23 protein-coding genes are annotated in these 22,332 nt (G+C 41.9%); 14 read left to right on the top strand and 9 right to left on the bottom strand.

Translation table 11 applies throughout. The features are described from left to right. Positions 1–50 precede the first annotated feature (50 nt). The 4 genes from AXW61_RS11730 to AXW61_RS11745 all read left to right on the top strand — a co-directional run bounded on the left by AXW61_RS11730 (position 51) and on the right by AXW61_RS11745 (position 4,195). Positions 51–446, top strand: a complete 396-nt coding sequence (locus AXW61_RS11730) for a MerR family transcriptional regulator (protein WP_062034440.1) — start codon at positions 51–53, stop codon at positions 444–446. A gap of 71 nt (positions 447–517) precedes the next feature. Beyond that, positions 518–1,108, top strand: a complete 591-nt coding sequence (locus AXW61_RS11735) for a 5-formyltetrahydrofolate cyclo-ligase (RefSeq protein ID WP_062034441.1) — start codon at positions 518–520, stop codon at positions 1,106–1,108. Between the two features lie 148 nt (positions 1,109–1,256). Further along, positions 1,257–3,686, top strand: coding sequence for an endopeptidase La (gene lon / locus AXW61_RS11740; RefSeq protein ID WP_010326303.1), 2,430 nt, complete (start codon positions 1,257–1,259; stop codon positions 3,684–3,686). Positions 3,687–3,814: 128 nt separating this feature from the next. After that, complete coding sequence (locus AXW61_RS11745) at positions 3,815–4,195, top strand: VOC family protein (RefSeq protein ID WP_062034442.1); 381 nt, start codon at positions 3,815–3,817, stop codon at positions 4,193–4,195. Between the two features lie 241 nt (positions 4,196–4,436). On the opposite strand, the gene AXW61_RS11750 is transcribed toward AXW61_RS11745, so the two are convergent. After that, entirely contained in the window at positions 4,437–5,378 is a 942-nt protein-coding gene (locus AXW61_RS11750) for a M28 family peptidase (protein ID WP_062034443.1), read from the bottom strand. A gap of 146 nt (positions 5,379–5,524) precedes the next feature. Here AXW61_RS11750 and rlmH point away from each other — a divergent pair, with 146 nt between their 5' ends. From rlmH to AXW61_RS11765, 3 genes are all read left to right on the top strand, one after another. Continuing rightward, on the top strand, positions 5,525–6,007 hold the full coding sequence (rlmH, locus tag AXW61_RS11755; RefSeq protein ID WP_004980899.1) for a 23S rRNA (pseudouridine(1915)-N(3))-methyltransferase RlmH: 483 nt from the start codon (positions 5,525–5,527) through the stop codon (positions 6,005–6,007). Positions 6,008–6,115: 108 nt separating this feature from the next. After that, entirely contained in the window at positions 6,116–6,892 is a 777-nt protein-coding gene (locus AXW61_RS11760; protein WP_005399833.1) for a class III extradiol ring-cleavage dioxygenase, read from the top strand. A 141-nt stretch (positions 6,893–7,033) separates the two neighbouring features. Then, positions 7,034–7,816, top strand: a complete 783-nt coding sequence (locus tag AXW61_RS11765; protein ID WP_062034444.1) for an META and DUF4377 domain-containing protein — start codon at positions 7,034–7,036, stop codon at positions 7,814–7,816. Positions 7,817–7,893: 77 nt separating this feature from the next. On the opposite strand, the gene gdhA is transcribed toward AXW61_RS11765, so the two are convergent. Further along, entirely contained in the window at positions 7,894–9,237 is a 1,344-nt protein-coding gene (gdhA, locus tag AXW61_RS11770; protein WP_004980905.1) for an NADP-specific glutamate dehydrogenase, read from the bottom strand. 347 nt (positions 9,238–9,584) lie between these two features. Between gdhA and AXW61_RS11775 the strand changes: the two genes are divergently transcribed. Beyond that, positions 9,585–10,379, top strand: coding sequence for an RnfABCDGE type electron transport complex subunit B (locus AXW61_RS11775; protein ID WP_062034445.1), 795 nt, complete (start codon positions 9,585–9,587; stop codon positions 10,377–10,379). 3 nt (positions 10,380–10,382) lie between these two features. After that, complete coding sequence (gene nth / locus AXW61_RS11780) at positions 10,383–11,093, top strand: endonuclease III (RefSeq protein WP_062034446.1); 711 nt, start codon at positions 10,383–10,385, stop codon at positions 11,091–11,093. A gap of 11 nt (positions 11,094–11,104) precedes the next feature. Here the strand turns inward: nth and AXW61_RS11785 are convergent, their stop codons facing one another. The 4 genes from AXW61_RS11785 to AXW61_RS11800 form a co-directional block, all read right to left on the bottom strand. Next, the gene (locus AXW61_RS11785) at positions 11,105–11,302 is read right to left on the bottom strand and encodes a hypothetical protein (RefSeq protein WP_062034447.1); all 198 of its coding nucleotides are present in this window, start codon (positions 11,300–11,302) and stop codon (positions 11,105–11,107) included. 82 nt (positions 11,303–11,384) lie between these two features. Beyond that, the gene (gene adk, locus AXW61_RS11790) at positions 11,385–12,044 is read right to left on the bottom strand and encodes an adenylate kinase (RefSeq protein ID WP_004980915.1); all 660 of its coding nucleotides are present in this window, start codon (positions 12,042–12,044) and stop codon (positions 11,385–11,387) included. 77 nt (positions 12,045–12,121) lie between these two features. Then, positions 12,122–13,438: a hypothetical protein gene (locus tag AXW61_RS11795; protein ID WP_062034448.1), complete on the bottom strand. Its 1,317-nt coding sequence runs from the start codon at positions 13,436–13,438 to the stop codon at positions 12,122–12,124. 63 nt (positions 13,439–13,501) lie between these two features. Further along, positions 13,502–14,020 carry a hypothetical protein gene (locus tag AXW61_RS11800; protein ID WP_062034449.1) on the bottom strand — a complete coding sequence of 173 codons (519 nt, stop codon included), beginning with the start codon at positions 14,018–14,020 and terminating at the stop codon, positions 13,502–13,504. Between the two features lie 241 nt (positions 14,021–14,261). Here AXW61_RS11800 and mrdA point away from each other — a divergent pair, with 241 nt between their 5' ends. The 4 genes from mrdA (at position 14,262) to AXW61_RS11820 (ending at position 18,318) form a co-directional block, all read left to right on the top strand. Then, positions 14,262–16,307, top strand: coding sequence for a penicillin-binding protein 2 (gene mrdA / locus AXW61_RS11805; RefSeq protein WP_062034455.1), 2,046 nt, complete (start codon positions 14,262–14,264; stop codon positions 16,305–16,307). Between the two features lie 2 nt (positions 16,308–16,309). After that, positions 16,310–16,876, top strand: a complete 567-nt coding sequence (gene rsmD, locus AXW61_RS11810) for a 16S rRNA (guanine(966)-N(2))-methyltransferase RsmD (RefSeq protein WP_004980922.1) — start codon at positions 16,310–16,312, stop codon at positions 16,874–16,876. 207 nt (positions 16,877–17,083) lie between these two features. Further along, entirely contained in the window at positions 17,084–17,818 is a 735-nt protein-coding gene (locus tag AXW61_RS11815) for a sulfite exporter TauE/SafE family protein (protein ID WP_062034450.1), read from the top strand. Between the two features lie 164 nt (positions 17,819–17,982). Continuing rightward, positions 17,983–18,318 carry a hypothetical protein gene (locus AXW61_RS11820; RefSeq protein ID WP_004980926.1) on the top strand — a complete coding sequence of 112 codons (336 nt, stop codon included), beginning with the start codon at positions 17,983–17,985 and terminating at the stop codon, positions 18,316–18,318. A 69-nt stretch (positions 18,319–18,387) separates the two neighbouring features. Here AXW61_RS11820 and AXW61_RS11825 read toward each other — a convergent pair whose 3' ends face one another. Further along, positions 18,388–18,984, bottom strand: coding sequence for a 1-acyl-sn-glycerol-3-phosphate acyltransferase (locus AXW61_RS11825; protein WP_010326291.1), 597 nt, complete (start codon positions 18,982–18,984; stop codon positions 18,388–18,390). Between the two features lie 277 nt (positions 18,985–19,261). Here AXW61_RS11825 and AXW61_RS11830 point away from each other — a divergent pair, with 277 nt between their 5' ends. After that, the gene (locus AXW61_RS11830; protein ID WP_062034451.1) at positions 19,262–19,738 is read left to right on the top strand and encodes a copper resistance protein NlpE; all 477 of its coding nucleotides are present in this window, start codon (positions 19,262–19,264) and stop codon (positions 19,736–19,738) included. A 110-nt stretch (positions 19,739–19,848) separates the two neighbouring features. On the opposite strand, the gene AXW61_RS11835 is transcribed toward AXW61_RS11830, so the two are convergent. Together AXW61_RS11835 and AXW61_RS11845 are read right to left on the bottom strand one after the other, a co-directional pair. Continuing rightward, on the bottom strand, positions 19,849–20,175 hold the full coding sequence (locus AXW61_RS11835) for a hypothetical protein (protein WP_062034452.1): 327 nt from the start codon (positions 20,173–20,175) through the stop codon (positions 19,849–19,851). A gap of 302 nt (positions 20,176–20,477) precedes the next feature. Then, on the bottom strand, positions 20,478–21,692 hold the full coding sequence (locus AXW61_RS11845; protein ID WP_240487463.1) for an anaerobic sulfatase maturase: 1,215 nt from the start codon (positions 21,690–21,692) through the stop codon (positions 20,478–20,480). Positions 21,693–22,332: the final 640 nt, after the last annotated feature.

Genomic DNA, 22,332 nt, shown 5'->3' on the forward strand with positions numbered 1-22,332 from the left:
GCATAAAGTCTGTACCTAGGTACTGAGTCAAGCCTTTTGGAGATTATTTTATGCTCACTATTGGCAAACTAGCAAAACACTGTCAGGTGAATGTGGAAACCATTCGTTATTATCAACGGATCGGTCTGATGCGCATTCCTGAAACCTCGCAAAACTATCGTTATTACAGCCAACAAGACATTGAAACCTTAAGCTTTATACAAAAAGGCAAAGATGCGGGCTTACACCTCAGTGAAATTCAGGATCTACTACATTTGCAACTGGACGATCGCGAAAAAGTCCGTCATGTGATTCAGCAACGACTGGAAAAAATTGATCAACGGATTCAAGAGCTGAATGCTTTGAAACAACGTCTTTCAACTTGGGTGGATGAATGTAAAACCACAACAGACAGTTGTTGCCCAATTTTGCAAGAACTGAAAAAAGGTTCAACGACTACGCCATAAACAGATGCCATCTTTTAAATTTGGCAATCACTTTCACACTCACTATTTCGATACTCAGGACTGCGTTCACCATGTCGATTGAACTTGCCCAACTCAGAAAACAGCTTCGCAAACAACGCAGACAAGTTTCCGCCTATCAACAGCAGCAATCCGAACTTCAAATTTTACAGCGCCTAAGACGTGCGCCCGAATTCAAACATGCCACTCGCGTCGGGATCTACTTACATGCTTTTGGGGAAATTCAGACCCGTAAAATCATTGAGTATTGTTTTCATCAAAAAAAAGCAGTGTATTTACCGATGATTTGCAATATGAATCAGCGCTTGGTGTGGGTCAAAGTTTCACGTCATCAATTTCAAAATAAACGCTTTTCACACCATCCGCTGGGTATGCAAGAGCCCATGGCAACACGTGGCCAGCACGTTTCACATTTAGATCTGCTACTCATGCCCTTATTGGCATGTGATCCTTATGGCACACGCATTGGCATGGGCGGTGGTTTTTACGACAAAACCTTGGCTTCTTCGCACTATCACCGTCCGTTTCGTTTGGGTTTAGCCCATCACTTCCAGTTGGTGCCACAGCGCTTGATTCGAGAAAAATGGGATCAACCTTTGGATGGACTGCTGACCCCTCAACAACATTTACGCTTCAAGCGCTAAAATTGACATTTTTGACTGTTGAGAATACTTAAAAATCACATGTTTAGTCATTTTTTATACAATTTATTTTGACCTGCCCTTGTATTTTTTAAAATACCCATCACTATAAAAAACATGGCAACACCGTTGTCACTCATTAGGAGTGCCCATGTCTGAAATTATTATGAATCAAGAAACCTTAGAGCCTCAGGTTCCAAGTGTATTACCACTTTTAGCGTTACGTGATGTGGTGGTGTATCCACACATGCAAATCGCGCTATTTGTAGGTCGTGAAAAATCGATCAATGCAGTTGATGTGGCTCGTAACAGTGACAATCTAGTATTTGTAGTTGCTCAAAAAGATTCTCTTTCAGAAGAAATTGATCACGACAACTTATATCAATACGGTACTGTCGCGAAGATTGTGCAAGTTGTGAATCATGAAAATGATGAAAACTGTATAAAAGTATTAATTGAAGGCTTGCATCGTTCAAAGCTAGAAAAAATCATTGATGAAAATGATTATCTAACCGCAGAACATGCGCTTAGCCCAATGTCAGTCCACATTGACGAAACCACGCAAGAAACACGTGTTCAAGAATTACGTGCTCTGTTTGCTCAATATGCTGAAGCAAAACTGCGTAATGCACGTGAACTGATTGCTGCTGCGAACAAGATTGACGATTTACTGCAATTGTTATTCTTCGTAGCGACCCGTGTTCCACTGAATATTGATGTGAAGCAAAAATTCCTCGAACACGATGAGTTTGAAGCACATCTACAAGAACTGATGACGTATTTATTGCAACAATCTGAAGAACAACAGATTGAGCAAACTTTACATGACTCAGTGAAGCGTCAAATGGAGAAAAATCAACGCGAATACTTCCTCAATGAAAAGATGAAGGTCATTCAGCGTGAGCTTTCTGACATGAATGGCGGCGCGGAAGATGACGTTGCTGAAATTGAAAAACGTCTTGCCGAAGCTGATTTGCCTGAACATGTGCGTAAAAAAGCTGAAAGCGAATTCCGTAAACTCAAAGCAATGCAACCTGCGTCTAGTGAAGCGGCTGTGGTGCGCAATTATATCGAGGCTATCTTAGATACGCCTTGGAATAAAGCCAGCAAAGTCAGCATTAACTTAAGCAAAGCGCAAGAAATTTTGGATACCGATCATTACGGCTTAGATGACGTGAAAGATCGTATTGTGGAATATCTTGCAGTTCAATCTCGCGTGAAAAAACTTAAAGGCCCAATCCTTTGTTTGGTTGGCCCTCCAGGTGTAGGTAAAACTTCACTGGGTGAATCGGTTGCGAAAGCGACAGGTCGCGAGTTTGTACGTATGGCACTTGGTGGCGTACGTGACGAAGCGGAAATCCGTGGTCACCGTCGTACCTATATCGGTGCGATGCCGGGTAAAATTGTGCAGTCTTTAACGAAAGTTGGCGTGAAGAACCCATTGTTCTTGCTCGACGAAATCGACAAGATGGCACAAGACTACCGTGGCGACCCTGCTTCTGCGTTGCTTGAAGTACTTGATCCATCACAGAACAGCAAGTTTAACGATCACTATTTAGATCTTGATCTGGACTTGTCTGAAGTGATGTTCATTTGTACTGCCAACAGCATGAATATTCCAGAAGCCTTGCTTGACCGTATGGAAGTGATTCGTCTACCAGGTTATACCGAAGATGAAAAAGTCAATATTGCTGAGCGTTACCTTGTTCCGAAAGCAATGAAGAACAATGGTTTACGTGCGAAAGAATTGACTGTTCATGAAGAAGCGATTCGTGACATCGTACAACGTTATACACGTGAAGCCGGTGTGCGTAGCTTAGAGCGTGAAGTCTCTAAAATTGCCCGTAAAGTGGTAAAAGAAGCGGTCAGCAAGAAGGCGAAAAACCTGCAAGTTGATGTGACTTCGGCCAATCTTCCAGACTACTTAGGTCCACATAAATTTGACTTTGGTATGGCGGAAGATGAAGCTCAAGTCGGTCGCGTGAACGGTTTGGCGTGGACTTCAGTCGGTGGTGAGTTGTTGACCATTGAAGTTGCAGCAGTCAAAGGTAAAGGTAAATTCATTACCACGGGTTCACTCGGTGATGTAATGAAAGAATCGATTACCGCTGCTATGACTGTCGTGCGTACTCGTGCAGATGAATTAGGTATCGAATCGACCCGCTTTGAAGAAACAGATGTTCACGTTCACTTACCAGAAGGTGCAACACCAAAAGATGGCCCTTCTGCTGGTTTAGCGTTAACAACTGCATTGGTTTCTGCTTTCACAGGCATCCCAATTCGCCCTGATATTGCCATGACAGGTGAAACCAGTCTCGGTGGTCGTGCAATGCGCATTGGTGGCTTGAAAGAGAAACTACTGGCTGCACACCGTGGTGGAATTAAGCTGGTCTTCATTCCTCAAGACAACGTCCGTGATTTATCTGAAATCCCTGACAATGTCAAAGAAGGTTTAGAGATTAAAGCGGTGAAATCGATTGATGAGATTTTACCACTGGCGTTGACCTCTATGCCTGAGCCTTTGGTCAAAGCACCAATAGTGAAAGCGGTCGATGAAGGCAAAAAAGCTGCACGCCACTAATTCGGCATCGTAAAAAAGAGAGCTTCGGCTCTCTTTTTTATTACAATTTACTGTAGATAACACCACACATCTTTATGCTTTTATTTCCTACAATAATTTGATCAAGGGATACATGTAGGACAACTAAAATGAAAAACCCGATTGGCTGGTTTGAAATTTATGTGGATGATTTATCTCGTGCCAAACAATTTTATGAATCTGTTTTTAATATTCAATTAACTGAATTAACCCCACCAGCAGATGATAATTCACTGCAAATGTGGGCTTTCCCCTCAGACATGCAAGCCTATGGTGCTTCAGGTGCACTGGTGAAAATGCCAGGCCTATCCGCAGGAGGAAACAGTACCTTAATCTATTTTTCATGTGACGATTGTGCGAATGAAGCGAGCCGACTTGTTGAGTCTGGTGGAAAAATTCATGAAGCAAAAACGGCCATTGGTGAATATGGTTTTATTGTGCTGGCCTTTGATAGCGAAGGAAATATGATTGGCCTACATTCCATGAGGTGAAATGAATCTACCCATTTTCGCTTAGTTGGTTTGAATTTTTGTATAAAACCTTTTCCTCTATCATCCATCAGACTTGAAAAATCGATAAAAAGCCCGATATAAATAATAAGAACAGATACGCGCTGTATGTTTCTTTTTATTGATAATTTGAAATTGCATGGTCATCTGATTCTCCAGACGGATGACCTTTTATCGCAGTTCTCGCTACTTGGGAACTGCGTTTTTTATTGCTCAAAATACATTAAGGTTTCAATAAATGCTGTACCAGCCCATCGATCACATTCGCCATTTTGGTCAAATTCAACGTCGCTAAGCGGTCTGCTTTGGTATGGTAGTGACCATTTCGATAAAATGCGGTATCGGTAATCATGACTGCGGGGATATCAAACTCCCAATAATTCAAATGATCTGAAAAATCAAAAGCGTTGGCAAAGCTTGGAGCAACCAAACGCTGACATTCCAACTGATCAAGTTGCTGCATCGCTGTACAATAGCCTGCGCCTAAGTCACGTGAGCTCACGTTACTCACTGTCGCAATAAAATTACCATGGGTTGGATAAATCCACTTTAAGCCCACAGGATAGCTTTGGATGGGTTGTTCGCTAAAGAAGCCGATCATTTCTAAAATATACACACCTTTAATCTTATCTTTTTGTGACTGAACCGATTTCGCATGCACATAGCTGCCCATTTGTTCAGTTTTAGAAAACGGTGGTTCTTCTAAACTATAGAACACGAAGTCCACATTGTTAGGCAGTTTAGACTTTTGCTCTGCCAAAATACGCGCCGTTTCAATTATCCCTGCAACGCCAGAGGCATTGTCATCTGCACCATCTTGATCGCCAAAGACGTCATAATGTGCCCCAACAATCACGCGGTCTGCCCGTCCGACGTTTAAACTACACACTACATTTCGGTAAATTTGCTGATTGGCCGTAAAGTTTTGATAGTGACACGGAACGCCCAATAAGCGCATTTGTTCTTTGATCCATGCAGAGACACGGTTCAGTTCATCAAGGTTTTTATAGTTACGTGCTTTGCCCTGACCAATCACTTGCTCCAAATAGACTTGTAGGTTTTGTTCATCAGCCATTTTGGCGTTGCTTGCAAATACCTGCCCTGTGAAAGTACCCAGTACAACAATCAACAAAAAAGCCTGTTTTTTTAAAGTTTTGAGCCACATTGTTATTATTCCAAGTATTTCTTATTCCTCTCATCTGTTGAATTAAGCAACATTAGTTCAGTGAATTCAATTGCATTTTGTTTCGTCTCACTGCAAAGCCTCGCTTTCACCGTTATAATGGTTCGTCTCCTTATACATGACCCATTATGAAAATCCGTATTCTGACCATTGGTCAAAAAATGCCTGCATGGGTACTGACTGGTTTTGAAGATTATTTCAAACGTATTCAACCCTTTGTGCAAACGCAGATTATTGAACTGCCAATGGCAAAGCGCGGTAAAAATGATTCAGAAGCAGATATTTTAAAATACCGTCAAATTGAAGGTGATAGCATTTTAAATGCAATGAAAGGCAACGAAGTGCTGATTGCTTTAGAAGTCGGTGGTCGTGAGTTTAGCACCGAAAAACTGGCAGAAACCATGAAAGGGTGGATGCTTGAGGGCAATGATATTGTACTGGCAATTGGTGGGCCTGACGGTCACTCTGAAGCAGTACGTAAAGCAGCTGCTTGGCATTGGTCTTTATCCAAACTGACCTTACCTCACCCGATGGTTCGCGTGATGCTGATTGAACAACTCTACCGAGCTATGAGTATTAACCATAATCACCCTTATCATCGTGCAGGTTAAGCTCAAGTATTGTTCTTTTTTTGGAACAATACGTTGATATTTCCCCCATTACACAGATGATAAGAATCTGACAAAATTCTTTTCATCTTCTCCTATTAGGCTTTCACAATGAACTTACAAACGCTACCCGGCTTATTCATTTCTCATGGCTCACCCATGCTTGCGTTGAATCCAGAGCAAGTTGGGCCTGCGTTACATCGTTTGGGCCTAAACTTACCGACACCACAAGCAATTGTGATTATGTCCGCCCACTGGGAAAGTAACTCACTTGAAGTAAGTACTGGAGTACGTCCAGAGACATGGCATGACTTTCGAGGCTTTCCTGCTGAGCTTTATGACATTCGCTACCCAGCACCCGGTCAGCCTGTTTTAGCCGAAGAAATTCTACATTTATTGGCAGAAGCGGGTTTTTCAGCTCATGCAAACAGTACCCGTCCGCGTGATCATGGCGTTTGGATGCCTTTACTCCATATGTATCCAGATGCAGACATCCCTGTGGTGGAAATTTCACTCCCGATGAATCTGTCGGCAGAGGAGATTTATAAAATTGGACAAACCCTTGCGCCACTACGCGAGCAGCAGGTCTTGCTCATTGGCTCAGGGAGTATTACCCATAACTTAGCCGAGTTGTCTTGGCATGGTCAGTCACAAGCGGTACCTGAGTGGGCGTCGACGTTTCGTAATCATGTGGTCGCGAAACTTAGCCATCAGGACTTTGACGCTATTTTAGACTGGGAATCGATTCCTTTTGTCCGTCGTAACCACCCAACGTTAGAACACTTTGCCCCAATATTCTTTGCGATGGGTACAGGGCATCGTTTTAATATTGTGCATAGCAGTTTTACCATGGGTGCACTGGGCATGGACATTTACCGTTTCGACTAATGTATAAATTTTACTTATATATTAACAAAAAAATATTTATGGATACATTTTGAAACCCAAAAGAACTGAATGTATCCATTCTTTTAAAAACAACATCGGATATCATGTATCTTGTTATTTTAAATCAAGAAATTGTAACCCATGAAATTAAAATATTTAGCGATTGCCCTTTTCCCACTCGCACTGGCTGCTTGCCAATCATCTGATATTCAAAAAGTAGGAGATTTGGCTGTGTCTGTACTACAACAACAAAATGCAGATCAAACACTCGCAAACTACCATTGGAGTGCGAACACCGCAGATGCGCCTAAGCCATTGGTTTTAAACTTTGACAAACAAGCAGGTCGCTTAGGCATTTCAACTAGTTGTAACGGTATGGGGACTAGTTGGAAAATTGAGAATAATCAAATCGTGACGGGTAACCTGATGGCGACTCAAATGGCATGTGAACCAAAAGCCATGGCTCAGGAAGGCATCGCAGCAGATTTATTTGACAACCGTAAAGCACCGTTTGTTTTAAACCTAAATGATCCTGATGCACCAACACTGACCGTGGTATCGGCAAAGGGTGAAAAAATTGTATTCACTGGTAAGCAAACTGCTGAATCAAAATATCAAAGCCAAGCTGAAACTGTTTTCTTAGAAATTTCACCAGAAACCAAAACATGTTCTGCAGGTGTTGCCCGTATGGAATGCCTACAAGTTCGTGAAATTAAATATGCTGAAAATGGCGTAAAAACACAGGTCGATAAAGACTGGACGTTATTCTATAATCATATCGATGGCTTCACTCATAACCCTAAAGAGCGTCAAATCGTGCGTGTTAAACGTTTTGAAATTGCCAACCCTGCGGCTGACCAATCAAAATATGCTTATGTTCAAGACATGATTATTGAACGTGAAGCGGTAAAAGGTTCATTGTAATCGTTCAATGACCTAGAAAAAAACCGAGGCCTCAAGCCTCGGTTTTTTTTATTGGGATTTTTCTAAGTGTACAAAACTTAGAATACGCCTTGAGCAAGCATTGCATCTGCAACTTTTACAAAGCCTGCAATGTTCGCACCATTTACATAGTTCACAGTACCATCTGCTTGTGTACCGTATTTCACACAGTTACGGTGAATTTCTTTCATGATCGCATGTAAGCGCTCATCGACTTCTTCAAAAGTCCAACCCAAACGCAAAGCATTTTGTGACATTTCTAGGCCAGAGGTCGCAACACCACCCGCATTGGATGCTTTACCTGGTGCGTATAAAATTTTCGCTTCAACGAATTTTTCGACTGCATCTAAGGTAGAAGGCATGTTTGCCCCTTCAGCGACACAAATTACTCCATTTGCAAGGAGCACTTCAGCATCCGCCTGATCTAACTCATTTTGAGTTGCGCATGGCAATGCGATATCACATGGAATAGACCATGGACGCTGACCCTCTAAGTATTCAAAGCCATGCTTAGACGCAAACTCAGAAATACGACCACGCTTCACATTTTTCAGTTCCATCACTTCAGCCAGTAAAGCATCGGTAAAGCCTGCTTTCACATATACTGTACCCGCAGAGTCAGACAATGAAACGACTTTCGCACCTAGGTACATTGCTTTTTCAGCTGCGTACTGTGCTACGTTACCAGAACCAGAAATCGTGACTGTTTTGCCTTGGAAGCAGTCGCCACGGGTTTTCAGCATTTCTTCAGCAAAATACACTGTGCCGTAGCCCGTTGCTTCAGGACGCGCCAAAGAACCACCAAAGGTTAAACCTTTACCCGTAAACACAGATGAAGTGTCATTGCTCAGCTTCTTCATCATGCCAGCCATATAGCCCACTTCACGGCCACCCACACCAATATCACCCGCAGGGATATCCGTATTTGAACCTAGGTGACGGTATAGCTCAATCATTAGCGCTTGGCAGAAACGCATAATTTCGCCTTCAGACTTCCCCTTAGGATCGAAGTCTGAACCGCCTTTACCACCACCCATTGGTAGTGTCGTTAACGCATTTTTAAAGGTTTGCTCAAAGCCTAAAAATTTTAGGATCGAGAGATTTACCGATGGGTGAAAACGCATACCGCCTTTAAATGGACCAATCGCCGAGTTGTATTGAACACGGAAAGCACGATTTACATGCGTTTGACCTTGATCATCCACCCATGAAACGCGGAATTGAATCGCACGCTCTGGCTCAACCAAACGCTCCAGCAAACCGTGGTCTGCATAACGAGGATTTTTTTCAATGAACGGCCAAAGGCTGGTCATGACTTCCTCTACCGCTTGTAGAAATTCGGGTTGATGTTCATCACGTGTTTTCACGTAATCTAAAAACTCATTAAGGCTGTTATATTTCAACGCTTAATCCTCAGCAGAAAATGGATCAAAATTGGTCAAATTTTATAAACAATGTTAAATTTTGGCGCAAACAATTAAATATCTTTTACCAACAATTCACAACACATTTCTATAAAAAAACATATTTATCATTTATATAACAATTATTTATATAAAACATACCTCAAAACTGGTTATAAAAAAACACCAATGAAAACACAGGTTTAAAATCATTTTTTGCTCAAAAATAATGCAGTTAATGAACCGTTTTAGAACACAGGATTATTCAAAAAAAACATGGTAAAATTCAGTGATCTACCTATTTCTCCTAATATCTCTGCAAATTCAGTTGCAGGATTGGTTTACGCATGAATTCGCACATTTCCCTGATCCAAAATATCGATGCCCTCCTTCCCCAAACCCAATGTGGACTCTGCGGACATCGTGATGGATGTCTGCCTTATGCCCAAGCCATCAGCGAAGGTGAAGCAGCCAATAAATGTGTACCCGGCGGGCAGCCTGTAGCCGATGCATTGGCTCAGTTGCTAAACAGGCCAGAATTAATTGCAGAAGAAAGTATTTGGCCTATTCAAGCCGATGGCCGCCCACAGAGAATGAAAGCAATCATTCGTGAAGATGAATGCATTGGTTGTACCAAATGTATTAGTGCCTGTCCTGTAGATGCCATTATTGGCTCGGGTAAACTTATGCACAGCATTTTGAGTGACCTGTGTACAGGCTGTGAACTGTGTATCCCACCTTGTCCTGTCGACTGTATTGACCTTATTCCAGATGTAGACGGCATACCAACGGAAATCTTACGCAAAGCTGAGCAAGATGATTTAAGACAACGCTATTACGCGCATATTCAACGTGTAGAAAAACAGCGCCTACACCGTAAAGGTCCAGTGGTTCGTGCGGAAATTAATACGGCTTTATTTGCCCAGTTTTCAGCACAGAACGATGCTGTACCTGATATTCAGATCATTGAAAAAGAACCAGAAATGGCAGCAAAGCTCGATGCAAAATCCACCATTGAGCTGGCGAAATTACGTGTACAAATCAAAAAACTAGAAAAGCAGCTCAGCGTGCGTGAAGATACGAAAAAACGTCTGTTGTTAGATGATTTAACCCAACAGCTTAATCTGTTACAGGGAGCTTAAAACATGCTAACGACAAGCGGAAAACCCGTAAAAAACATGACCAAAAAGCAAATCCAAATCTTTTTTGAACGTTTACGCGCACAACGTCCAAACCCCAAAACTGAATTGAATTATTCGAGTCCTTTTGAGCTGTTGGTGGCTGTGACCTTGTCTGCTCAGGCGACGGATGTGAGTGTCAACAAAGCCACGGATAAACTCTTTCCTGTTGCCAATACACCTGAAACTATTTATGCCTTAGGGGTAGATGGTTTAAAAACCTATATTAAAACCATAGGCTTATATAATGCGAAGGCCGAAAATGTCATTAAAGCCTGTAAGATACTGGTTGAAAAACATAACAGCATCGTGCCAAACAACCGTGCCGATTTAGAAGCTTTACCCGGTGTAGGGCGAAAAACAGCCAATGTGGTGTTAAATACTGCTTTTGGACAACCGACGATGGCGGTCGATACGCATATTTTTCGTTTAGGCAATCGTACAGGTTTAGCGGTCGGCAAAAATGTGCTTGAAGTCGAACACCGTTTAGTGAAAGTCATACCGAAAGAATTTATTGTTGACTCGCATCATTGGCTCATTTTACATGGTCGATACTGCTGTATCGCGCGCAAACCGAAATGCCATGAGTGCATCGTTTCAGATGTGTGTAACTGGCCAGATCGTTTTGAATTTGGTGCAGCACGTATTGCCACAAAGACGATAGAAGCTGAACACTAAAGTTCATTTTTTTATTTTTGGCTAGATTTATCTTTTAAGTCTTGCTGCAACTTCGGATGCAACTGACGTTCTGGCTGCTTTTTCGACATTTTTTCTTGTTTACTGACATCGCGTAGCATTTTTACGCTGATATAAAACAAACCTACTAATACCGCCGCAGCAACAATAATTAAAACAATGATTCCAACTTGTGCCACACGCAACTCCATTTTTAGAGGATCAAGAAAAAGAGCCCTAATATGACTTAGAGCTCTTTCAATGTCAAAACATTGCCATGTTTAAAACATGCAATTATTTGTCTTGATCAAGAATCGCGAACAAATCTGCTTGTACTTCGTCAATTGGACGTAAGCCATTCAGCTTGTCATAGGTTGGTGCATTTTCACCAGACGCTGCGCGACCTTGGTAGAAACCAACCAACTGTTCAGTTTCAGTGTGGTATGAACCTAAACGCTTACGAATCGTTGCTTCTTGGTCATCAGGACGTTGTACCAGCTCTTCACCAGTTTCGTCGTCCTTACCTTCCACTTTAGGTGGGTTGTAAACGATGTGATAAACACGGCCCGATGCAGGGTGCTGACGGCGACCAGAAAGACGTTGTACGATTTCTTCGTCAGGTACATCAATTTCAATCACGTGATCAATGTTGATGCCTTCATTTTCAAGCGCTTCGGCTTGAGGAATGGTACGAGGGAAACCATCAAAGATACAGCCATTTACACAGTCAGGTTGCGCAATACGTTCTTTCACTAAACCAATGATCAGTTCATCAGATACAAGACCACCATTGTCCATCACGCTTTTAGCTTGTAGACCGAGTTCAGTTCCTTCACGAATTGCAGCACGGAGCATATCACCGGTTGAAATTTGTGGGACATTGTAGCGCTTACAGATCAACTGAGCTTGTGTACCTTTACCTGCTCCAGGTGGTCCGAGTAAGATAATGCGCATAAAAAAACATCCTCATTTAAACAATATATTTGACACTTTATACATGCCGACAAATTCGACATATTTTTAGCATCTAATTATAAGAAAGCTACAAACAAATGTATTGTACCCGCAATGAAGCCAGTTACCCCACCCAATAAAATCAAAATCCATTCGTCTTCCTGAAATGCAGGACGTAATAAGTTTTGAAATTCTTTCGGCGTTAGCTCTCGAATACGGTCTCTAAACATTTTATAGATTTTCTGTGCACGGCTCGCATTGAACGCTGGGTCGCATACAGGCACCATCGTAATTTCAATTGAACGATCAATCAAGTCCGTCTTCAGTTTTGCGTATTCACGTGGACCTAAAGACAGTTGCAAAGACGTTCTCACCAATGGTGTTTCCATGATTTCATTAATATGACGTTTGACAATACGACGGGTCTTGTCTTTTTTATTGCCATACATCATTTCAGTCATGATGGATTTTAACGTAATCAGGTCTTCTGTGACTACACTTGCAAACACATCAGACACTTCTTCTTGGCGCTTCATGAAAGCGCCTTGCACATTATAAGTCCCAATGCGTGGAATCACAGGCTTAATCCATGGAAACTTACGATCTTTTGTTAATTCAGTCAGTTGCAGATATCGAACATAGTGTGGCTCAATTGGATTAAACACCATCCAAATTGCAATCCAGTTAGTTAAGAAGCCCCATACCGCCGCCCAAAATGGGACCGTCCAATGCCATGGCACCACAAACCAAACAATCATTTGAAAGATACCAAAGAACATCCCGATGAGGGCACTAATATGCCAAATAAAGTTGATTTCTTTCTGACCCACTTTCAAGAACATACGCACCATCAGTCTGCGGTCACCTTCCATTTGGCTGACCACCATATCGCGCATATCCACAAGTGACTCGACGTTCATGGTCAGTTCGGTCACTAATTCTCTGAGCACAGCCGGAAGCTGTTTGTGTGCCTGTGCATAAATTCGACGCTTAATCGAATAAGGTAAGTTTTCCCAAAGTACTGCATTGCGGTCTATCATGACTTCATCAATCAGGTGCTCAAGTTCAAAACCAACTTGCTCACCAATGATCCGCGCCATATCCTCAGGATCCATTGCATCTAAAAATTCACGCAAAGAACCAAGCTTAGATAAGGTGTTATCCGTAATGATGCCTGAAATACGCCCCGCTTTTCTAGGCACAATGCCCTGCCACCCCACAGGCAAAGGCCCAATATGAAAACCCCAAAATGTAATCGGGTAAAAGACCATTTTCAGGGCCATCCAAACGTGCGCCCAAGTCACAAAAGCAGTCACAGGAATAATGCTGAGTACAGCCCAAAAATCGGGTCGATTCAAAAAGGTTTGCCACAACTGATTGACGTACTCAAGCATGCATAACTTCCATATTTAATTTTATTAACTGAATTATATAGCGTTTTAAAAAAGATATTGTGTCTATAAACCGAAACTTAGAGTATAGGAAAATTGTAGTCTCGGTTCAGTTTCTGCAACCACATAGCCCGATTTGGCTTCGAGTTTTTCCCCTGCACCAATCCCCACACTGAAAGTGCTGATTCGTTCAGGACTCAGTAACACATAAGCAAGATCTACACCACCACCAAGGCGAGATTCGTACTCGCCATCCACTTTCTTACTGTCAATATGCCCCGCATAAACACCGAGATAATAACCATTTTTATCTTTACCGGTAAAATGAACTGGAAATCTAAAACCCAGTTGACCACCTACAGGGTAATCATTATTGATAAACACCCCAGCTTTTGCGTATGCAATGCCATAAGGATTCACCCATTCCAGATTGGTGTGCAGTAATTTCTGCGTTACACCAGCCCCTACATTCCACGTTTGAGCACTGCCAGCAGGAATTTTTGCATCTGGCAAAAAGGAATTATCTTGAGCGTAGGCTACGTTTGCACAGGCAACAAGTGCCAACACTGGATAAATTCTTGTCATTATTGTCACCATTATCCGTAATGTTATTTTAGTAATTGGTCCCTTTTTACAGGATTTTGACTGTAGCAGAATTTATAAAACACTTATATACAGCAATTTATATTTTTGATGTCTATAAAGTCAAAATTTAGGCAAAAATGAAAAGCAGAAGCAGCGATAACAAATATCAAAACAGTGTGACATGCGTTAGAATAGCGCGCAGGTATTTTCCTCTTTATCCATGTGTTTAAGTCGATTTGGTATGAAACAGCACTTTCCTTTAAAAAATGTCCAACAAGAAAAGCGCATTTTTCGAAATCGTACATTTATCTCCATGGGTATTGTGGTTTTCTTCTTGCTGATTTTAGTCACTCGCTATGCCTATTTGCAGCTGGTGCAATTTGATGAGTTTTCAACCGCATCCGATCAAAACCGTATCCGCCTACAACCTTTAGCCCCTGCGCGTGGTTATATTTATGACCGCAATGGTGTGCTGTTGGCGGACAACTATCCTGTCTTTACCGCAACTATGAGTCGAGCGGATGTGACGGATATTGATGCCACAATTGAACGTTTAACGCCAATCTTAGAACTCACTCCAGATGATATTGAGCGCTTTAACAGTCGTATTAAAGCCTCACGTAAAACTGAACGCGTTTCAATTAAACTTAATCTCAATGAAAACGATATTGCTCGCTTTAGCGAAGTTAAATATCAATTCCCTGGGGTCAATATTGAAACCCAGATGACGCGCTACTATCCACATGGTGAACTATTTGCCCATGTGATTGGTTATGTGGGTAGAATTAACGATAAAGAATTAAAAAGCATCAATAAAGATTTGTATGCGGGCACTAACCTGATTGGTAAAATTGGGGTAGAAAACTCCTATGAAGATTTGCTACATGGTGTGCCAGGAAATGAGTCGGTCGAAGCCGATGCGCACGGTAACGTGTTGCGCCATTTAGGTCGCAAAGAACCCGTTCGTGGTAATGACTTATATCTTTCACTCGATTATGGCTTGCAGACGGTTGCCTCAGAGCAGCTTGCAGGTCGTCGTGGTGCAATCGTGGCGATGGATCCACGTACAGGTGAAATTCTGGCCTTGGTCTCAAGTCCAAGTTTTAACCCTAACCTGTTTGTCACGGGGATTAGTCATACCGACTATAGTGGTTTACGCGATAACCTCGATCAACCACTATATAACCGTGCTGTGCAAGGCGCTTACCCGCCCGGCTCAACCATTAAACCGATGTTTGGTTTAGGTGGCATTCATTATGGCTTAATTGATTGGGGCACGGCCATTTCCGATCACGGCTATTTCACACTTCCGGGCGATTCGCATAAATTCCGCGACTGGAAAAAATCAGGCCACGGCGTAGTCAACTTGCATAAATCTCAAGTGGTCTCTTGTGATACCTTCTTCTACATTCTGTCATTCCGTATGGGCATTGAAAAAATGAACACATGGATGCGGCAGTTTGGCTTTGGTGAAAAAACTGGCGTGGATTTACCAAGTGAAAGTACAGGCCTTTACCCGAACCCTGAATGGAAAATGCGTACCCGAGATGCCAAATGGCTCAAAGGTGAAACCATTTCAGTGAGTATTGGACAAGGCGCTTTTACTGCAACACCGCTGCAATTGGCCATGGCAACCGCCATTACCGCTAACCATGGTTCACATGTGATTCCGCATGTTTTACAAACCAGTAAAGGTGCGAAACCACATAAAGACTTAAATGCACCTGATGGTAGAATCCAGTTCAATGGCACAGATCAAGACTGGATACAAATGCGTGATGCCATGGTCGATGTCATTGAAACAGGGACTGGACGTGGTATTCGCACCCCAATGTATAAAATTGCAGGTAAAACTGGTACTGCACAGGTCAAAAGTATTGCCCAAGGCAAACGCTACAATGAAGCCCTATTGACCGAACGTCAGTTAGACCACGGTTTATTCGTGGGCTTTGCACCTGCGGAAAACCCTGAAATTGCGATTGCAGTGGTGTGGGAAAATGGTCGTCATGGTGGTTCTGCCGCACAACTGGCTCGTCCGATCTTAGACTACTGGCTGCTCACTCGTCATAAAAATCCAATTCGTCCACAAAACCATCAAATTAGTGGTGGTCTAATGACAGCGGGGATTAAACCGGGTGAATTACCAAGTGGTAGCACTCCACCAGCGACCACAACTGGGACAAGTACGGCAGCACCAACCAGTACTTTAAATACAGCATCCGCATCAACGGCAGCAAATACCAGCCGTTCAGCTACACCACCTTCTGCATCTGTGGAGTCAGACTAATTATGAAAAATCAACTCCGCATCATTGGAGGGGACTGGAAACGTCGCCAACTGCCTTTTGCCAGTATTGAAGGTTTACGCCCTACGCCCGATCGCGTACGTGAAACTTTGTTTAATTGGCTCATGTGGGATGTGCAAAATACCAATGTTTTGGATATTTGTGCAGGTTCGGGTGCATTGGCATTTGAAGCCTTATCTCGTGGTGCATCAAAGGTAGTAATGATTGAACCTGACCGCAGTCAAGCACAGTTTTTAACGCAAAACTTGGAACTCCTTAAAGTTCCTAAGTCCCGTGCCCAGTTAAAAGTAGCGACTGCACAGCAAACATTACTCACCTTAAATGAACAGTTTGATTTGGTCTTTTTAGACCCTCCGTACAGCCTAGAGCTATGGGAAGAACTGGCCCTCTTGGCGGATCCACTGATTCAAAATAATGGCTATATTTATGTAGAAGCCGATCGGGATTTGAATCTATTAAAACTTCCAGCATCGTGGGTGCAAGTGAAGAGCACCAAAGCTGGGACTGTACGTGCAGGTTTATATCAAAAGAAAGTGGTGGTTTCCCCATAATCTAGACACTTTTACGCCCTTTTGATTTACACCATCACGAAAGAAATTGCTCTTAGTGCATATTAGTGTGGTTCTGAGCTACGCTATGTATGAAGATCAATATACATATTCAAAATCAAGCTAAGACTTCAGTCATTTTTCACGTCTAGAAACTATGTACACCAAACGAAAAATCGTACACTCGCTAAAATTTTAAATATATCGCATATGACTTGGTTGATCTTTATCTTAGGTGCAATGGTGGCGGGTTTTGTACAGGGACTCACGGGCTTTGCATTTGCCTTAATCGCCATGTCATTTTGGGTCTGGATCTTGGCACCTCAGCTCGCAGCGCCATTGGTGGTTTTTGCCTCAGTCTGGAGCCACCTGATTTCCTTAAAGTCAGAATCTGCCTTTAAACTTGATAAAAGCCTCGTTGCACCTTATATCCTTGCAGGTCTGATTGGCGTTCCATTGGGAACCTATCTGTTAGACATTATTCAAGCACATACCTTTAAACTGGTTCTAGGGATCTTTCTGATTCTTTGGTGTCCATTAATGCTACTTAATCCCCAAATTCGCCTTATTCAAAACTCTGGAAAATATGCTGATAGCAGTATTGGTTTTCTTGGGGGTATATTGGGTGGGTTAGGAGGCTTTTGTGGCTCACTGCCTTCAGCTTGGGTCATGTTAAAAAACCTTCCTAAAGAGCAACAGCGCTCAATTTTAAGGCATTTCAATTTCGCCATTCAGCTATTCACCCTACTCACCTATCTGCTCCGCGGAAATTTAAACTTGCAACATTTACCCTATATGGGCATCTTACTTTTGAGTGTGAGTCTACCGGCCATGCTCGGCGCGCAATTGTTTTATAAAATTTCTGAGCGGCAGTTCAAACATACGGTACTGGGTTTATTGTTTAGTTCAGGCTGTTTTCTATGTATCAGCTATCGCTTTCTGTAGTGCTATAAAACCTGACTCTGCACTTTGGCAATGGCTTGGGTCAGCAATTGTGTATTTTGTGTCAAAATAGGCTCATCTTTAAACAACTTAGCTCTACTAGGCTTTCTCCAACTTCACAAATCTTTATACAATAAGCGCACCTTTAAACCCGCCGCTCACCATATATGAAACTGCCTCTTGCACTACTGAGTCTTTGCTTTATCAGTGCTTGCTCCATAAGCTCATCCAAAGAAATAAAACAAGCCGAAAAACTTCTCCAATCTTTTGACTGTCAAAATATAGAGCGCGATCAGGCAGACCACAGCAGTATGACCAGTTATCATGAACAAGTGCTTGCCAGCAGCAAACAAAAAGCCCAATCCTATGTAGAAAGCTATCAACACGGTGATCAAATTTTTGACCTTCCCCTGCCCGAAGTGATTGAAACACAGCTACAAAGTTATACGGCCGCATGCCAGTCACTAGGTGGGGTTTTACCCAATCCCCAGCAAAACCCTTGAATACAGTTAGCAATAAAAAAGACAGCTCGAAAGCTGTCTTTTTTAATTTAATATGACTTAAATTTGAAATTAAGACACAGTTGAGTCGTTGTGATAGCGAGTATCGACACTGAAATCTTGAGGAAATTTAGCAGAAATTTGCGCATAAAATGCCATAATTTCAGCCATATCTTTTTCATAGTCACCAGTAGGATAAATAATTTTACCCACTCCAGTTTTTTTCTTCGCATAGTCCATATAGGCCAACGCAATTGGAACACCTGCACTAACTGCAACATGGTAAAAACCTGTTTTCCACTGTTCCTGCTTGGCACGTGTCCCTTCAGGGGTGACCAACATCACCAACTTAGGGTGTTCTTTAAAAAGATCACTCATGAGTTGCACCATACTTGGACGTGGTTCACCTTCATGCTTCGGACGACGGTCAATACCTATCCCGCCCATTGCACGAACAAATGGCCCAAATGGTAGCTTCATATAGCTGTCTTTGATAGTGATACGGACATGCACACCTAAGGCTTTTAATGCCAAACGAGCGTACAGCGCATCCCAATTGCTGGTATGTGGTGCTGCAATCATCACACATTGATCGATATTCAAATCCCAATGATTATCAATCTGCCACCCCATTAAGGCTAAACTTTGTTCTGCAAGCTTTTCGAACACAAAAAATACCACATTACTGAAAATCCGCGCCGATTCTAGCAATGCTGCTGATCAAATACACGGCGAGACGCTCAATAAAACAACAATTAATCTATAAACGTATATTTTATTTAATTCCAAATATTTCAAGAAAAAACAGGCTCTTTGAGATTAAAGGTAAAAATACGTGAATAGTATTCTTTATTGAAGATACAGACGCACTCACAGATCTTCACAGTTTCATCTCCAGCACTACTGTAAGGTAAAACTAAACAATGAATAATATCGGGTGCTGTATATGCAAAAGACTGTTTTAGCACTATGCCTATCTTTCACCATGTTAACTGCATGCTCAAAGCCAAATGAAAACAATCCTCCACCAGATCACAATGTCACGGCATCTCTGGACGACAGTGCTAGCGCAACCGTGATGGATACACCAGACACAGCAAATGCCTTAGATTGGGTAGGCACATATCAAGGGGTTCTGCCCTGTCACGATTGTTCTGGGATCGACACTGAACTTGAACTGACCTTAGATCATCATTTTGTGCTGAAACAAAAATTTTTAGGCAAATCGAATAATAATTATGTCAATGAAGTGAAAGGCTCATTTCAATTTGTGAATGGCTCTGATCAACTGATACAGCTCGACTCATCAGGCGACAGCCGTATTTATTATATTGGTGCGCAATTTATTGAAATGCGTGGCGATAAAGGCCAAGTACTGGATCAACCTGAGTTCAACTTTAAACTCACCAAATCCTTGGAATAGACACTCGCAACATTCTGAATGATTTAAATTGTTTATTTAAATATCACAGCATAAATTTCATCCAAACATCAAAAAGGTAGCCGAATCACTTCGGCCACCTTTACCAGAGCTTACTGCTTTTGGGTCTGCATATTCTTAATTAGCTCGCTAAAATCAAGTGTTGCAGCCTTTTGCACAGGTGGATAATCCATCAAAGATTTAATGTGTGAACCCAGTAATGCCTGTAAGGGTTCAGAAATCCATTGCTTGGTTTGAATAATGTCTGAACGGTCTCTGATACTATCAAATGGGTCTTGGCGAAGGTTGTACATCACTGGAAATTTTTGCTTTTGATATGGGTCGTAATAATTTTTACTGGTTTCAAAATGAACTTTCCATTGATTAATACGAACTGCACGTAAAATCAATGCATGATAGTACAGAAAATTATCTCGCATACTCTCTGTTGATTTGCCCGTCCAATAGTTGACCGACTTGCATATCGTGTAACCATACCACTGCCATATAAATCATCTTCTGAGGCCGCTTTGACATAAGTGCTGTTGAAATGCTCCACCTACCAAGGCTAAAGAGCGAGAAATTAAGTTTTTTGCATGGTATTTTCCTTAAACAAATTCGTATAAAACGAATTTTCATCCTTGTTTCAAACCCAATTGGCACTAAACGCAAAACCATATCAGTGCCTTACACATTTAGTTTTTAGAAAAATGTTTTTCTAAAGACCAATGACAACAGCTTTCTAATGCGGCCGTATCCGTTTAGCAATTTCATTTTTAGATAAAAGTGCCGTATGAAAAAACCGTTTTAAGCCTGTGCAAAGGTAATGCAAACCTGCCTCTCCATCTGGGGTTTTGAGAAAACGGTCTTTTGGACAATCGCCCCAGCAATATTGAAGATATGGACATTTTTGGCAGTATTCTGGCAATGACTTGGATTTGGCATATGCAAATTTCTTTTGTCGCTCAGAAAAAACTAAATCGCCTTGGTGAATCTCGTAAATGTTGCCCAATTTATATTCGGGATAAACAAAATGATCACAAGAGAAAAGGTCGCCATTGTGTTCGACCGCCAATGATTTTCCGCAAACTTGACCCGACACACATTTCTGCGCCCCATAGCCAAACATCATGGAAACCATGTTTTCAAACTGGTCGATAAAGACCTGCCCAAAGTCTTTCTGTAACCATTCTTTCCACACAGTTGAAAGGAATATGCCCCAATCATCGGCAGCAATCGACCAGTCTGTTACCACAGAATCTGAGCTTCCCGGTTGTGCTGCTGAACTACCCAATTTAGGTAAATCTTGAGGATTCCAATGGCCTGGTGCTGTCTGCTGAAACTGGGCACTTTCCATTCCTGGAATCAGTTGAATCATGCGTGGTTGAACTTGGTCTCGGATAAAACGATAAACCTCTAACGGCCGTTTCGAATTATCACGGTTCACCACACATAAGGCATTAAAGGGGACTTGATACTGGTGCAATAACGCGGCAGCCTGCATGACTTTGGCATGCGTCGGTTTTCCACCTTTGTTATAGCGATGGATATCATGTAACTCAGCAGGCCCATCTATGGATAAACCCACCAAAAAATCATGCTGTTTTAAAAATACACACCTGTCTTCATCCAGTAAGGTGCCATTGGTTTGTAAATCGTTTTCAATACGTTGCTGCGGTTTCGCATATTTTTTTTGCAGTTCAACCACCCGCTGAAAAAACTCCAACCCCATAAGTGTAGGCTCACCACCCTGCCAACTGAAAACCACTTCATTGCCCGTTTGCGCTTCGATATATTGCTTAATATGTAACTCAAGCATCGACTCAGACATACGCGGAACTTTTGGTTGCTGTAACATGTCTTGTTTATGCAAATAGAAGCAATAACTACAGTCTAAGTTGCACTGTGCCCCAGTGGGTTTGATCATCACGTGATAGCGATAGGTTTGTCCCTGCACTTGCAGGTTTCTTAAAGGCGGAGATTCAGCTTATATTGGTATCATTCGCATTTTTAGAGTCCTCATTTTTTTCAGCGTTCAGGCACAAATTCACAACTGTACAAAACCATGTACACAAGTCATTCTGCGAAAAGAGATTCGAGAGTTTCATTCCATTCATTGCATGACGTCTGCTGAAGACCCAAGCCATTTGGTATTTTGAATGGATTAACCCGAGTGACTGCTGCCGCTAAACATGCAACATGAAGGCTGCTATAAGATGACCTTGCAAATCTTTTGATAATTTCAATGTCTTATAATTCATTCTCTTCTTATCCCTAAGCTTAATTTTCATCAGCAAAACCACTGTGTAAGAGTAAAAATCAACAACCAATTCCAATTTAGGCATACTGAAAAATACTGACCCATCTCACACAGTTGCATTGCTTGGTAGAGCACGTTATCAAACTTTGAAAATAGAGAAACCACCCAAAAGAATGGTAATTGCATTTTTTATAGTCTCTTTTTATTAAAGCTTTCTTCGGATTAAGATCATGTTCTAAAACTGGCTTTGTTGCACAAACCTACCGATAAAGTCTTATTCGGCAATATAATTCGCAAATGAATAAGCCCACACCTAAAATCTATCGTACAACCAATT

Origin of the sequence: Acinetobacter sp. BMW17, from assembly GCF_001592855.1 — a bacterium.
Taxonomy (GTDB): Bacteria; Pseudomonadota; Gammaproteobacteria; order Pseudomonadales; family Moraxellaceae; genus Acinetobacter; species Acinetobacter johnsonii.